Below are 14,878 nucleotides of genomic sequence, written 5' to 3'. Positions count from 1 at the left end.
AAGGAGCCTATAAATTTTTATAGGCTCCTTTTTATTTCATCGTTATTACTTAGCTAATTCTTTCGTACCCTTCATTACATCAATGAAGAATCCCCAGTTATTCACTACAGAAGAAATACTGATATGTTCATCTGGAGTGTGGACGTTGAAAATGTCTGGTCCGAATGAAATTGCATCTAATTCAGGCATCTTTTGAACGAATGCGCTACACTCAATCCCCGCATGTACAGCGAAGATTTCAATTTCTTTATTGTATTTTTCTTGATGTACTTTTTCAAATAAATTACGAATTTGTGAGTTTGGATTGTATGGCCATTCTGGATACTCTGACTCTATTTCAAATGTAGCACCAACTAATTCAGCAATATATTTGATTTCTTCTGCAACATGTTGTTTTAAACTACTTACAGAACTTCGCACTTCGTTACGTAATTTAATTTCATCTTGCAACGTTTCAATAACGCCTAAATTTGTTGAGCTTTCTACAAGACCTTTAATATCCATGCTCATACTTTGAATGCCATTCGGAATTAAGAATAATGATGAAATAAGCTGCTTTTGTGTCTCTTTAGCAAATACTTTTTCAACTGTTTCATCCAATTTTGTCAGTGTCACATGAACATCTGGATCAACAGATCGCATTTCTTCTTGTAATACACGTGTCCATGATTCTAGTTTTTCTTCTACTTGCCCTATATCTTCTGTACGAATTAAAATTGTAGCTACACTTTCACGCGGAATTGCATTCGTTTTTAATCCGCCGTGAACTTCACTTATGTTAAACTCTGTATGTGCTGATAAATCACGTAATACTCGTCCTAATACTTTATTCGCATTACCTCGTTGTTTATCAATTTCCATACCAGAATGTCCGCCTTTTAGACCGCCAACATATAGACGGTATGCATCCATATTCTCTGGCGTTTCATCCCAAATTACGGGAATTGTTTCAACAGCTTTCGCACCACCTGCACTACTTACAAGTAATTTGTGATCTTCTTCAGAATCAATATTTATAAATATCTTTCCTTCAAAATGATTTGGATCAATAGCAAAAGCCCCGCCCATTGTCGTTTCTTCTTCAGTAGTGATAACGACTTCAAGTGCTGGATGCGGAATTTCTTTTGAATCTAATAAAGCTAATGCATACGCAACTGCAATACCATTATCAGCACCTAATGTTGTTTGATTTGCATATAACATGTCCCCAATGATTCGTAATTGAATCGGATCTTTTTCAAAATCATGTACTGTTGCTTGATTTTTTTCGCAAACCATATCCATATGACCTTGAATAATAATAGCTGGTACATTTTCATAACCAGCTGTTGCTTCTTTTTTAATAATGACATTTAATGCTTCATCTTGAATAACTTCTAAATTACGCTGTTTTGCAAAGCCCACTAAATAATCACTAATTTCCTTTTCATTACCTGATCCTCTAGGAATCTTTGAAATTTCTGCAAAATGATAAAATACAGGGTGCTTTGTTAATTGTTCTAATGTAGAATACATTTTTCAAGCTCCTCTCCAAATGGCAAAATAATATGTAAGTCTCATATCATTATACCATGATTCATTATTTTACCTTTCTTTTTACTTTTATTGTTCATTTTATGTACAACACTCTTACAACATTGTAAGGGCGTTGTAAGCTATATCGATTTTTCTTATTAAATAATAGACGTATATTTTTTAAAGACACACTTTGAAGGAGATAAAGAAAATGAAAAAGTTTTTAACAATTATTACACTATGTTTATTATTTTCTAGTTTTACTATTAGCTGTGAGAGAGCGTCACTAAATAGAATTGCTAAAGATGTATATTACATGCAGATAAAAGGCGAAGGAAATATCGAAAAAGTAGATGGTAGAAACTTACGAAACTATACGCTGCCCGCATATGATGAAGATGGCGTCAAAAAACAAATTACATTTAGAAGTACAAAAAAAGAAAACGACCATAAATTAAATGAAGACGCGTTTTTACGCCTCTATGTAGATCAAGATGATAATAGCAAAAATGAAATATCATCAATTGAAGTAAAGTCCTATGTAGAGATTCAGAAAACAGATTCACCTAAAAAAGTAAAAGATAAGTTTACTATTAAATAAAAAACAAAAGAAAATGCTCTATGCATTTTCTTTTGTTCTTTTCACCTGTATATATTTTGAACTACTATTATTCATCAGTTTCTCTAACCGATTTATATTCTCCGTTAATGCACCTTTCACAAGAGAGAAATCTGTATTGGATTCTTCTTTTTTTTCTTTAAAAAACGAAGACTTTTGTACATTGACTTCAGCCATCTCTTCTCCCCCTTTTCAAAAAGATACAACCTTTTATTTATATTATATAGCAAATGTAGAAAGAGTGTACACTTATGATTTTCTTTTTAATTCTTCTTCTAATTCTTCTACTTGCTGCAACGTATCCCCTTTTATTAAAGAGAAATCTGTTGTATCTTCGTTACCTTCTTTAAAAAAATCATTGTCATAATTTTTTACCACTACAATCACCTCTACATGCTAGTGTAGGAATGATTGTCCAATTTTATTCAACTTTGTCGGATTTTGTTTTTAATTTATGTATAGAAGATAAGGACAGAAAAAGATTCTGTCCTTATTTACTAAAATAACTATGATGTATTGTTAAATTATATACATTTTCAAAATCCCGATCTTGCAGGTTATTTTTCTTTCCATCAATAACAATGAAAACGTCACTTACTATTTTTGCTGGTATGATCCCGACATTTTCTACTTGTACCGCTTTCTGCTCATTCAATTGCTCGATATGTTCTAACGGAACGATAATACTAAATTGCGAGCGAATACCACGAAAGTTTGTATTTAATTCCTTCGCGGCTTCAAAAACAACAATTTTCGCGCCAATCTTTTCCCCGTATGAATCTAAAAATGCATTTAAGCTCTTTGTATATTCCTCTTCCGTATGCCATTCCATCGTACCGAAAACTGATGGATTAACATTTTGAATAATTGTCGTGTATATTTCTCCTCTCGCTTTAGATGCAATTAATGATCGTTTTATTGATTGAACTGTCTTGCCAATATCGCTAAATTTGGCACCCCATATTTCTGAAATATTAGGTGTTAAAATGAATGCAATATCAACAAAAATAACCATTGCAGTAAACATTAAAAGATTCTTCCAAAGGGTTAAATCGATTCCTTTTATCATGAAATACACGGTGACAGATATGATAAACAAACCATACCAAGTCTTTCTAATACGTTGCTTTTTCTCCTCGTACAACTCCTCATTTTTCCAATAAAAGAAAACAAGGACTACAAAGACAATCGCTAAAACAAATAAGCCAATTCGAATGTTAGAGATCATTAATCACATCACCCTCCATTCAAAAACTACTCACGATACCATTACATGCGCAAGCTGCTCTCTTTATGACAAAAGACGTGGACAAGCTTCTAAATTTAGCTACATTGCATATATATTAGAAGGTGCCACGTCTTTTATCCTGCTATTTGTGGGCAGTAAGACCCCCACTGATTAAAATTTTACTTTACCATGAGTCTATATTGTATATGTAGACAAGCATTCATTTCAAATTTTCGTATTAAAAAGAAATATGTTTCGGAATTTCGCCTTCAGGTACTTCTCCATCCATACTTAAATAATAATGACGAATCGGACGTAAGTTTTCGTCTAATTCATAAACAAGCGGAATGCTAGTTGGAATATTTAATGAAACTACACCATCATTTGAAAGGTTGTCTAAGTATTTTACTAGCGAGCGAATTGTGTTACCGTGTGATGAAATAATTACTTTATTACCACTTTTTAATGTCGGCGCAATTTCTGAATGCCAATAAGCAAGTACTCTCTTCTCCGTATCCTCTAAACATTCAGTTAACGGAAATTCACCTTTTTTGAGTGTTTTATATCTTGGATCAATCGCTTCATATCGAGAATCGTCTTCAGTAAGAGCCGGTGGTCTTACATTAACACTTCTTCTCCAAATATGAACTTGCGCTTCACCATATTTTTGAGCAGTTTCATCTTTATTCAACCCTTGCAATGCACCATAATGTCTTTCATTTAGCTTCCAAGATTTATGTATTGGGACCCAAGTAAGATCCATCTCATGAAGTACAATCCATAACGTCCGAATTGCACGTTTTAATACAGATGTATAAGCCACATCAAAAGTATATCCGTTTTTCTTTAATATTGCTCCTGCTTCTCTCGCTTCACTTAATCCATTCTCTGATAGATCAACATCTGTCCATCCAGTAAAGCGATTTTCAAGATTCCATAAACTTTGCCCGTGACGAATAAGTACAAGTTTTATCATTAAAATTCCCCTTTCGGAAATGTGAATTTTATTGTTCCATTGCGTACACGTATAAAGTATCTAGTAATGTATCTTTTTATCCATTCATTCTATGACCAAACGATAGTTGCCAAATGTATGGATAAAATTTATTCTTTTTCAAACGATAAAAACAGAAGCTTTTTCATTATTTTTGATCGACTGGTATTTCCCGTTTCGATATCCAAGCATCAAAACCTGATCGGCTATTTGCCATTTCATTCATAACTTGGTGCCAATTGTCCTCACATGATTCACCAAATTTTGAAAAAATAGCACCCATTTGTTGTCTTTGTACATCACTCAGTTTTTTCTCTAAATCTGCACCTTGTTCTGTTAAAGACAACTGTTTCACACGGCGATCATGCATAGCTTCATTACTCTCAATTAAGCCCTTTTCCACAAGTTGACGTAGCGGCCCGTGAAGAGCTTGTTTGCTTATTTCTAATAGTGATAATAACTCATTTACACTTATCCTTGGAAAACGTGCGATAAAAAATAAAATTCGATGATGTACTCGTTGAATGCCATATTCTTTTATAATTTCATCTGGCTTTTCAGTAAATGTTTTATATGCAAAATAAAATAATGCTAATGCCTCATTCATCTGTTCTTCTTTATGTTGTGTCATCTACTTTCCCCCTGTATGTAAATTATACCACAATCTAGTAATGAATATTTTAATCAACGCATTAGAACTTGTTTAGTCTATTGAAACATTCATTGCATAATTAGGAGGTGATTCATTTGAAAAAACAATATACTGTAAGTACATATTTATTGGATAGACTACACGAATTAGGAATTGAACATACATTCGGGGTTCCTGGTGATTATAATCTTGCTTTTTAGATGATGTAGTACCACATGAAAATTTAAAGTGGATTGTATTATTAGTATTGGTGTGAAGTTAACTGATACTATTACAGGCGGCTTCACACAAGGTTTTACAAAAGAACAAGTTATAGAAATCCATCCCTACGCTGTGAAAATTATAGATAAAAAATACGGTCCAGTTGTAATGCAGGATATTTTACAACATTTAAGTGATTCAATTGAGCATCGTAATAAAGATACTCTTGACGTTAAGCCATTTATTTTAAAATCATCTCTTTTTACTGAAGAGTTCAATCCCAAATCACAAATGGTCACACAAAAACGTTTTTGGCAGCAAATGTACCATTTCTTACAAGAAAACGACATCTTAATTGTAGAGCAAGGAACACCTTTCTTTGGTAGTGCTGCTATCCCTCTACCTAATAACACTGCATATGTAGGACAACCGTTATGGGGATCTATCGGATATACACTGCCCGCTCTACTTGGTACACAGGTCGCCAATTTATCACGGCTCAACATTTTAATTATTGGTGACGGTTCTTTCCAAGTAACTGCCCAAGAGTTATCAACTATACTACGTCAAAATTTAAAACCGATTATATTTTTAATCAATAACAACGGATACACTGTTGAACGTGCCATTCACGGCCAAAACCAACCATATAATGACATACAGATGTGGGATTATACTAACTTGCCGAACCTATTCGGATCAGAAGAAAAAAGCCTAACATTTAAAGTGGAGAATGAAACAGAGTTAACAGAAGTCTTAACAAATATAACTTTTAATAAGAATCAACTTATCTTTATTGAGGTAATAATGAGCCAAAGCGATCAACCTGAATTGTTAGCTAAACTCGGGAAAAGATTCGGTCAGCAAAATTCTTAATATAAAAAAACTAATTATACAATTGGTAGTGTAAAACTTGTTTTGAGAATAGTTTCGACCCTCAAAATACATAAAGGAAAAGGATGGAAAGTACCATCCTTTTCTATTTTAAGAGCCTTCTTCGACTAACACCCTGTGCGACAAGCAAAAATTCTTAATCCATCTTTAACTTTATAGCTTTTTTCGCAATAAATGTTTTAATATGCTTATCTAATATCCTTGTTCCACCAAAATCATCCTCATAAAAACCTGTTATAGCAAAACCAGCATCAATTTGGCCTTGGATTTGGTCTTCTAAAGTATGCGCATATTCTATTGTTTGATTTGAATCGATGTAATCTTGAACTTCATCCTCTGGTAAATAATCCAACGTTGATGAAGGAATTGAATGTTTAACATCAAGAATACCTTTTTGCTCTTCGTTATCATCAAAAATCCATAGTAACGGATTTGTAAATCCAGCAATAAGAATACCTTTATTCTTTAAAACGCTAGAAACTTCATTCCATACAAGATGAACATCTTTTACAAACAAATAAGCTACACTTTTTCTTTTTTATTCAGCAAGAGTTAACTGCCAAGAGACACCATACTTATCATTTAACCAGCCAAACTTTTTACTAAACGGATAAGAACCTAACGGCATAAGAATTGCTCCATCCTGCGCTAGTTTATGAAAGACCGTTTCAATTTCTTCTTCTGTCTCACAAGTTACATAAAGAGACATAGCTGGAGTGAATGTAAAATTATGATTTACATAACTATCAATACACATAAACTCTTGGTCATTTAGCGTAAAAGTTGCATGAATTACAGTTCCCTCTTTACCAGGTCCATTTTCATCGTAGCGAGAAATACTAATAATTTCTGATTGATCAAATAGCGACGTATAAAAATTCATCGCTTCCTCAGCTTTGCCCTCAAACATTAAAAACGTAGTAATTTTTGTGTTACTCATATGGAGACAGCTCCTTGTTATGTATTTATGTAAAACATACGTCGGCTAACGAAATCGAACGTACATTCCTATAAGTGTATTGTCTATAAAAACGTTGAGTTTGTCAATTATCTACTCTCTTATTTCTTCTTAAATAATGCTGTCCAAAGAAATGATTCTCCAAACATTTCATTCGGTTGTTTCATTTGTTTCATCCTTCTAATCTCAATTACCTCAAATTCTTTAAATATTTCTCTTAACTTTTCTTCCGAGTATGCAAGACCACCTTGTAGACTCCATCCTCTATATACATCCCAATCTGTTATTTCTGATCCATTTCGTTCATCTAAATCGCCTGCCGCAAAACATGTTAATCCGAAATAACCACCCGATTTTAATGAGTTTTTAATTAAATCCACATAATTTATTCTTCTATGCGGTGGAATGTGATGCAAACAGCCCGAATCGTATACAAAATCAAATTCGTTTTGAACCTCTAAATTAAAAATTGAATCACAAATAAAGTGAATTTCTACCCCTTTTGCCAATGTCCTTTCTTTAGCCCAATTAATACCTTCTACAGATAAATCCACTGCTGTTACATCAAATTCTTGAGTCGCTAAATAAATGGCATTTCTACCTGGACCACACCCAAGTTCTAATACTTTCCCTTTTGAAACTCTCTCTTTTTGTATATACGAAACTAGGTTCTCATCTGGAACATTTTCAAAAAATGGAACATCCTTTTCTCTATTCTCATAAAATTCATTCCAAAATGGTTCTGCAGGTCTTAATAATGAATCAAGCATTTTTAAAATGTCTTCTTGTGTGTGTAACGTTTCATTTTTCATTAACACCCCTCCATAAATTAATAGTCAGAAAATTATTATATATCTTTTTGAACTTTCAAACAAAGAAAAAACTCCTACATTTTGAAGTGAACCCCGAAAACGGGACACCTATCAAAATACCTAAACCACCTTTCATTTGGTGCGGATGCATCGAATTGGCGTTCCAATCGATGAGGGGCTACTACTGGCTCCGCACCACTGATATATTTCTTTTTCTTTCGACCAACTTTTGAGAGAATCTGATTTTGCCTCATGATTCATAATACTTTTTTATGATTTACACACAGCCCCATTTTCCGAAGAGTTGCGGTCACTCTTCGATATCCATATCGTAATTTATGCCGAAGACAAACATCCTTTATTTTCTCTTCTATCCCTTAAGTCCACTGTTCGTTGTAACTTGTTTAAATTCACCTTAATTCATATCAAGGTTTCTTAACATTCGCATTAATAACTGTATAATATAATTAAACTATTTGTATAAGGGGGACTTATTATGAACTGGAAACAAAAATACAATCCAAGATATCTCTTTTACCGAATGTATAGTTATATTTATAAAGCCCTTGATGATATATCATGCTCCTTAAAATAACGCTTTTGTTCACTTTTTTTGATACATTTACGAAACATTCATGTGTTATCTTCATTAAGTTCTTTTCTTTTTATAATGTCGTGTGAGATATACCAACAGAGGAAGCCCTAGATCCCCTAATCCTAGGGCTTTTTTTATAAGAATTTTATACATTTTATTATTTCCATCAACTTTTCAAATTGTATAAACATAATATATTTTTTTATGTTGTTATATTTTTTGATGGCCTCTTATCTTTCCTTAAAAGGCTTTTTTTTCAAATAACGCTTTTGTTTAATTTATATTTAAAAAGTTCCTTTTCATAAAGACTTCCCTTATATGCTATACTCATTCTTAAATAATTGTATAAGGAATGTTAAAAATGGATGATAGATCGTCAAGACAATGGAAATTGCGACAAAAGTTAAGAGCACTGAAAACCAAAAACAACAATGACACAAACCCTTTGTTTAGTGAATGCCTTGAATCCCTAGGAAACGAAACTCTCATTTTCTCCCAAGAAAAAAGCCAGCAGATTGCTACTATTTTAATTAATTCATTTCCTATAACTGTCTCGGGAAGAATATATTGGGAACAGATAGATAATCAATTCATAGCTTCGAACAAAGAACAACTAATTTCCCTTATTAGAGCAAACCAACTAGATTTTGACGAACAGATTTTTATAATATGGGATAACTATGAAATCCCTGTAGTAAGTACAAATCTTGATAAAGTATTCCAATCACTAGTTGACGTTGATGCAGTCAGTTTTTATTACTGGCTATTAGACAAAGAATATAGATTCGTAATTGAAATAAATGATGAAGAATTGATTAGGATTGGGTTTCGCTAATACTCTAAGCATATGAAGCTAGTTCCCTTCATTTCTTAATATTTTCTTCGTCACCACCGCTATTATTATCATTATGAAACTAATAGCTAATATAGGTAAATAAATTTTCGTACTGAATCCTTCAAACATAAAACCATATACGACTTGCCCAATTGGTGCCATACATTGAGATACCGCTGTTATAATTGCCATTACTTTTCCTAGATTTTCATTTGGTGTTTTCTTTTGGACTACAGTAATCACATAGATGGATACAATTGTCATAATCATTGCGATTAGAAGAGAAGAAAGTATAAAGAGGATAAATGGTGGATAGTATCCTAAATTAAGAGTAAACGGTGTAACTGATAGTGCCACTGGTATTACTAATAAAGCTATGATAAACATCCAATTATATAATCTTTTCATCTGTAACTTTTTAGCAAAGAAACCGATTGACAATGCCCCTAATATGGTTGCAAAATCAATTAATCCCATTCCAATTCCATACATCATATCGCTACTCTGCATAGTTACTCGTAACATAATAGGTCCTCCGACAACAAATAACGGTGTCAAAATTAAGTTTAGTAAAGCTGCAAGTAACATAGCCTTCAAAATAAAAGGTTGCTTTAAAACATAAAGAAAACCTTCTTTCATATCTTTTACAAGTGTAGGTACGATATGGCCTTCCTGTATTCTTTTTATAAATGGCATTGTAATAAACATTTCTAAAATCGCAGATAAAAAGAAAGCAAGACAACTTGTTATTACGAGCATTTTCAAACCAATTATGCCATACAATATTCCTCCTAATACAGGAGCAACTATATTAGATAATGCTTGCACACCATTTATGATACCGTTTGCTTGTTCTAACTTTTTCTCTGGAACTAATTGCGGAATACTTGCCATAACAACTGGTGCGTACATTGCACTAACGACTGCTAGTAAAAACATAATTGTTCCAATCAATAAAATAGATATCGATTCAGTTAATAACAAAACTATAAAACTTAATACAATAGCAGCGTTTATAAAATCCAAAATGACCATTACATTACGGCGGTTGAAACGATCTGCTATCGCTCCGCCAAGAGGAGCTAACAAAAACGGGATACTCGTTACGGCATATAACCCTGCAAATATATCGGCACGTCCTGTTATATCTAGCACATATAAAGACAGTGCAAAACGTAATAGTGTTGAACCTAAAATAGTAATAATTTGACCACTTACCATTAAGTGAAAATCTTTCAAGGAAGATTGAATACTTGCTGGCATCCTCATCACATCCTTCATTTAGCATAGACCGACTGCCGGTCTATAATACCCAAACAGAAAAAAGCTATTTCTGTTTCATTAAAACCTCGATCATATAATTAAAGGACCCTTCTTTCGCTCCAACAGATACTTCCATCATTTTAATATAAGCCTTAGCTCTTCTCATCATTTCTTCCGTTTTCCACTGGAATAAACCATCATCAAATATGACTTGTGCTGAAGAGAGTAATAATTCAATTGTTTCTTGTGGGTATGGAGTATAAAATATGCCTTCTTCTATTCCTTGCTCTAAAACTTCCGTTAATACAGGAGATAAATGTATAATGGATTGCACTAAACTTTTCTGATGCATTTCTGCATTATTTGGTTGATGGAATTGTTGGATCATTTTTTCTTTTACATCTCCTGATTTTGGTGATTGTTCCATTAAAATTTTAAATAACTTATCTAAAACGGGGATATCGGGATTGGAGACAATCCTTTTCGCCTTAGTGACATCCTCTTTAATAATCCTCATAATGATTTCATCCATTACTTCCTCCTTCGACTTAAAATAATGATAAAACGTCCCCTTTGCTATACCAATTTCTTTTAAAATATCATTCACGGTTGTTTTCGTATAACCTTTCGTAAGAAACAAACGCTCAGCTGTTTCTAAAATTTCCTTTCTACGCTCCTCATACTCCTTTACAATTCGCATTCAAGTTCTCCTTCCCACCAGACCGACTGTCGGTCTATTAAAATTATATGTTTAGTTTGCAAAAAGTTTCCTATTATCGTACATATACAACACCATACTTTCCATTTCCTTTATAAATTTTTATTTTTTAACGTCCGCTCAATTTGTTTAAAACGTATCTCATGTTTCTTATCGTCACCTTTCATTTTAGGAAAAGAACGATGCCCTCCGCTTGATCCTATTTTTCTCGATTCTTTATCCAGACGCACAACACTTTGTAGTTTTTCAGCTCCTTCACCACAAGTCAGCGCATCTCCTTTACATCGATGACTTCAAAAAATGACAATTGATTCATACGATACGGTTCCCCTCCGTTCGATCTATGTACTTATCAATGGAGTATTTTGTTGAGTTCCAATATGTAATATTGCATATTTCGCACTTTTAATTTTTGCACATGCGATAATTTATTTATAAAAATATAAATTATTAATAAGGGTGATTTATATGAGCAAATTCCGAAAGAAGATGATTAAATATTTGCAAACATTTTGGGGATGCTTAACATTTGGTGTATTAATGTTTGCTATCTTCTTAATTACGGATTTAACAGATGCATCTTTAAATACATTAGGTTGGAGAGACTGGCTAGGTTCTGTAGCAGGCGCAACCATTTTATCTGTTGGGATGTTTACTTTAAATAAATTGAATTTAAAATAAACATTCGGTCAATACTGTATGTAGGCTGTATGCCAACATTCATTTAAAGTAGTCTTCTCTGTATCTCCTTGTATTGAGTATTGAGCAGTTAGCTTTTGCTAGCCGCTCTTTTATTTTGTTCCGGTTCTTGCCTCTTAAAGAACTCTTTATCTACTTTCCCCCAATAAGTACACATATCTATTCTCCATTGCTACAAAATGAAATCTTTATTTTGTTTTACGCGTCGCTTTTTCAATCAGCCAAGATACAATATTAAAATCATTAGCTTCCCCTTTAAAGATGTTCCGTTCCAAAAGCATTCTTTCATCACTTCAAGTAATTCTTCAACAGCTTCAATTCATCTCATATTCATTTTCCCTTTCTCCCAAATAACTATTTTGTTTTATTAATTAACTGATTAATAAAACAAACACCTTTATTAAACATTCCATGTTTCTTCACCCCTTGAATATTTTTTAAATAAAAATACATACTATTTTCAAGCCGCCGTGTCCACGGCTAATACCTCTTATCTTTTGTTACAGCAAAAGCAGGTAGGTTCTTCACTTATCTGCTTTCTCTGTATATTTTTTAAGAAATCGAAAATAATACCAACAAGCTGTTTGAACTAGCAGCTTCACTCTTCTCGCAATGGGGATGCAAATTATCACAATTAGCTAACTCATTGAGCTCACTGGCAGACAACCAAAATCGTTGTCTGCTTTTTGTATGAGATTTTTCGTTTTACATATACTACTTTTGAACCTGCAGACCAATACGAGCCATTTTGGTGCTTGGGATTTCCCTTCCGGGGATAAGTATCTTTTACTTATCCCTTTTTTGTATAGACATGTATATTTAGGGTAAAACTAATTACAAGCAGATTTTCTGTTTATGCGTAGTTCTAAACAAGATTACTTTTTCTCCTATTAAAGGACGGCAGGTACGACTGCTAGTCCTTTTTTCTTATTTCGCATATTATCACTACATTACCTTCATCGTCATAAGCAATTTCCCCATAAGGATGGCAGTGGTGCTTCTCGAGTTCCTCATCGATCAAAACTAACAAATTAGTTTTCCAGTTTCCAACAATCGTACACCAATACGAGTTTAATCCTTCATAAACTTCTCTTGTTCTATTTCGATAATTGCAGAATGTGTAATGAAAATACTCGCTCGCTTCAATACCTTTTCTTTTAATCAAAGTGTTCTGCTGAATGATAGTAATATCCTTGCTCTAATGGTTTTGGACTATAAAATTTCCTTTATAAATTTCAAATACGGTGAATGAAATTTTTGTTTTTTCTTGCCATCATCCTTGTTGTATACAAACAAAAAAAGAGCCACAATATTTTGCGACTCTTTTACAATTATAACTATTTAACGACCACGCCTTTGCTGACCTTGCTTTGTACTACCTTTTTTATTACTTGGCTTATTAAATGATCGGTTATTTTCATTTCTAGAACTATTTCTCGAACTATTTCTTGAACCACTTCTTGAGCTATTTCTGGAATCACGTCTTGAATCACTTCTTGAACCTTCGCGGCTATCTCTTTGACGATTTTGACCTGATTTCTTCGGAGCCGGCTTTGGTACCGGTTTTCCATTTTCATCAACATGTTTTATCTTTGGTTGTTCAATTATTTCTCTTTGTATTGGTGCACCAAGCGTTTTTTCAATTTCTTCTAAATGTTTTTCATCTTTCGCTGCAACGAACGTAATTGCAAGACCTGATCCACCTGCACGTCCTGTTCGGCCAATGCGGTGAATATAACTTTCTACATCTTCAGGGATATCAAAGTTAAATACGTGCGTTACACCATCTACATCAAGTCCACGAGCTGCTACATCCGTTGCGATTAAGTACTGAATTTTAGCTTCGCGGAAACTCTTCATAACTCTTTCACGTTTCGCTTGAGGTATATCACCATGAAGTTCAGCACAATTATAACCTAGTCCTTTTAAATTATCATAAAGTTTACTTACTCTAAGTTTTGTACGGCAGAAAATAACAGCTAAAAATGGCTGATCACGATCCATAACAAAACGAAGTGCATCTGGCTTTGCACGGTCTGTCGTCTCAATGACACGCTGCTCAATTGTATCAACTGTTACTTCTTCACTTTGTACTTGAATCATTTGCGGTTCATCCATATAACGCTTCGCCAATTTTTTAATATCTTTTGGCATCGTTGCTGAGAATAACATCGTTTGTTTACTACCTGGTGTCTCATCTAAAATATCTTCAATATCATATAAGAAACCAAAATAAAGCATTTGATCCGCTTCATCTAATACAATTGTTGAAAGATTACTTAAATCAATTGTTTCACGGCGTATATGATCTAATAATCGTCCCGGTGTTGCTACAACAATATGTGTATTACCTTTTAATTTTCTCAACTGTTGCGCAACATCTTGTCCACCATATATCGCTAGTACATTAATATCTTCTCTTTGAACAAGCATTTTTTTAATTTCAGTTGTAATTTGCAGTGCTAGTTCCCTTGTTGGTGCAACAATTAAAGCCTGAACATCACTAGACGCTGGATCGATTTTTTCTAAAATCGGTAACACGAATGCTAACGTTTTACCCGTTCCTGTTTTCGCCTGCCCAATAATATCTTTACCTGACATAATAACAGGAATTGCCTTCTCTTGAATTGGTGTTGCTTCTGTAATTCCATTTTCACGTAATGTATGATTAAAAGTTTCACTAATTCCTAATTCTAAAAAGTTTTTCAAATAGACCACTTCTTTTCCTTATTTTTCACATTAGCTTTCATTGTACCATTTGTTTCGCCAAATATGAAAAATAAAAAAATTCTTATCTTCTTTTTTTATATTCATCGTGTACTAGACGAACAAATTCTTTTTGCTTTTTCTCAGATTTTATTAATGCTTCCATGTTAGTAGAAGACAAAATGAACT

General features: G+C 33.3%; 15 protein-coding genes and 3 pseudogenes. 4 read left to right on the top strand and 14 right to left on the bottom strand.

Features of this window, described 5'->3' with window-relative positions; genetic code table 11:
* Positions 1-45 precede the first annotated feature (45 nt).
* Positions 46-1,515 carry an aminoacyl-histidine dipeptidase gene (locus AC0OM3_RS24880; protein WP_474213175.1) on the bottom strand — a complete coding sequence of 490 codons (1,470 nt, stop codon included), beginning with the start codon at positions 1,513-1,515 and terminating at the stop codon, positions 46-48.
* 211 nt (positions 1,516-1,726) lie between these two features.
* Here AC0OM3_RS24880 and AC0OM3_RS24875 point away from each other — a divergent pair, with 211 nt between their 5' ends.
* Positions 1,727-2,116 carry a YxeA family protein gene (locus AC0OM3_RS24875; protein WP_474213174.1) on the top strand — a complete coding sequence of 130 codons (390 nt, stop codon included), beginning with the start codon at positions 1,727-1,729 and terminating at the stop codon, positions 2,114-2,116.
* An 18-nt stretch (positions 2,117-2,134) separates the two neighbouring features.
* Here the strand turns inward: AC0OM3_RS24875 and spoIISB are convergent, their stop codons facing one another.
* The 5 genes from spoIISB to AC0OM3_RS24850 all read right to left on the bottom strand — a co-directional run bounded on the left by spoIISB (position 2,135) and on the right by AC0OM3_RS24850 (position 4,987).
* Positions 2,135-2,311, bottom strand: coding sequence for a stage II sporulation protein SB (gene spoIISB / locus AC0OM3_RS24870; RefSeq protein WP_000852629.1), 177 nt, complete (start codon positions 2,309-2,311; stop codon positions 2,135-2,137).
* 72 nt (positions 2,312-2,383) lie between these two features.
* A complete protein-coding gene (locus AC0OM3_RS24865; RefSeq protein WP_046946297.1) occupies positions 2,384-2,512 on the bottom strand; it encodes a hypothetical protein in 129 nt (42 codons plus the stop codon).
* Between the two features lie 112 nt (positions 2,513-2,624).
* Positions 2,625-3,362, bottom strand: coding sequence for a type II toxin-antitoxin system SpoIISA family toxin (locus AC0OM3_RS24860; RefSeq protein WP_000624982.1), 738 nt, complete (start codon positions 3,360-3,362; stop codon positions 2,625-2,627).
* Between the two features lie 238 nt (positions 3,363-3,600).
* Positions 3,601-4,338 carry a 2,3-diphosphoglycerate-dependent phosphoglycerate mutase gene (gene gpmA, locus AC0OM3_RS24855; RefSeq protein ID WP_474213173.1) on the bottom strand — a complete coding sequence of 246 codons (738 nt, stop codon included), beginning with the start codon at positions 4,336-4,338 and terminating at the stop codon, positions 3,601-3,603.
* A gap of 166 nt (positions 4,339-4,504) precedes the next feature.
* On the bottom strand, positions 4,505-4,987 hold the full coding sequence (locus AC0OM3_RS24850) for a MarR family winged helix-turn-helix transcriptional regulator (RefSeq protein ID WP_000191914.1): 483 nt from the start codon (positions 4,985-4,987) through the stop codon (positions 4,505-4,507).
* A gap of 252 nt (positions 4,988-5,239) precedes the next feature.
* Between AC0OM3_RS24850 and AC0OM3_RS24845 the strand changes: the two are divergent.
* Positions 5,240-6,085 (top strand): annotated as a pseudogene (locus AC0OM3_RS24845) (thiamine pyrophosphate-dependent enzyme); the annotation flags it as partial.
* A 154-nt stretch (positions 6,086-6,239) separates the two neighbouring features.
* Here AC0OM3_RS24845 and AC0OM3_RS24840 read toward each other — a convergent pair.
* The 4 genes and pseudogenes from AC0OM3_RS24840 to AC0OM3_RS24825 form a co-directional block, all read right to left on the bottom strand.
* A pseudogene (locus AC0OM3_RS24840) lies at positions 6,240-6,629 on the bottom strand (SAM-dependent methyltransferase); the annotation flags it as partial.
* Between the two features lie 12 nt (positions 6,630-6,641).
* The gene (locus AC0OM3_RS24835) at positions 6,642-7,043 is read right to left on the bottom strand and encodes a VOC family protein (RefSeq protein WP_000072393.1); all 402 of its coding nucleotides are present in this window, start codon (positions 7,041-7,043) and stop codon (positions 6,642-6,644) included.
* A gap of 119 nt (positions 7,044-7,162) precedes the next feature.
* On the bottom strand, positions 7,163-7,873 hold the full coding sequence (locus tag AC0OM3_RS24830; RefSeq protein WP_000787492.1) for a class I SAM-dependent methyltransferase: 711 nt from the start codon (positions 7,871-7,873) through the stop codon (positions 7,163-7,165).
* Between the two features lie 122 nt (positions 7,874-7,995).
* Positions 7,996-8,247, bottom strand: a pseudogene (locus AC0OM3_RS24825) (IS3 family transposase); the annotation flags it as partial.
* A 582-nt stretch (positions 8,248-8,829) separates the two neighbouring features.
* On the opposite strand from AC0OM3_RS24825, the gene AC0OM3_RS24820 reads away from it, so the two are divergent.
* Positions 8,830-9,303 carry a CDI toxin immunity protein gene (locus AC0OM3_RS24820; RefSeq protein ID WP_131251300.1) on the top strand — a complete coding sequence of 158 codons (474 nt, stop codon included), beginning with the start codon at positions 8,830-8,832 and terminating at the stop codon, positions 9,301-9,303.
* An 18-nt stretch (positions 9,304-9,321) separates the two neighbouring features.
* Here the strand turns inward: AC0OM3_RS24820 and AC0OM3_RS24815 are convergent, their stop codons facing one another.
* From AC0OM3_RS24815 to AC0OM3_RS24805, 3 genes are all read right to left on the bottom strand, one after another.
* Positions 9,322-10,566, bottom strand: a complete 1,245-nt coding sequence (locus AC0OM3_RS24815; protein ID WP_001111726.1) for an MFS transporter — start codon at positions 10,564-10,566, stop codon at positions 9,322-9,324.
* 64 nt (positions 10,567-10,630) lie between these two features.
* Positions 10,631-11,266, bottom strand: a complete 636-nt coding sequence (locus AC0OM3_RS24810; RefSeq protein WP_001223583.1) for a TetR/AcrR family transcriptional regulator — start codon at positions 11,264-11,266, stop codon at positions 10,631-10,633.
* A gap of 110 nt (positions 11,267-11,376) precedes the next feature.
* The gene (locus tag AC0OM3_RS24805) at positions 11,377-11,514 is read right to left on the bottom strand and encodes a hypothetical protein (protein ID WP_003301264.1); all 138 of its coding nucleotides are present in this window, start codon (positions 11,512-11,514) and stop codon (positions 11,377-11,379) included.
* A 238-nt stretch (positions 11,515-11,752) separates the two neighbouring features.
* On the opposite strand from AC0OM3_RS24805, the gene AC0OM3_RS24800 reads away from it, so the two are divergent.
* Positions 11,753-11,965: a hypothetical protein gene (locus AC0OM3_RS24800; RefSeq protein ID WP_000033163.1), complete on the top strand. Its 213-nt coding sequence runs from the start codon at positions 11,753-11,755 to the stop codon at positions 11,963-11,965.
* 1,359 nt (positions 11,966-13,324) lie between these two features.
* Here the strand turns inward: AC0OM3_RS24800 and AC0OM3_RS24795 are convergent.
* Positions 13,325-14,701: a DEAD/DEAH box helicase gene (locus tag AC0OM3_RS24795; protein WP_002164013.1), complete on the bottom strand. Its 1,377-nt coding sequence runs from the start codon at positions 14,699-14,701 to the stop codon at positions 13,325-13,327.
* Between the last annotated feature and the right edge of the window lie 177 nt (positions 14,702-14,878).

This window comes from Bacillus sp. FAU20, assembly GCF_056033865.1.
This window is presented reverse-complemented; position numbering and strand designations above follow the sequence as displayed.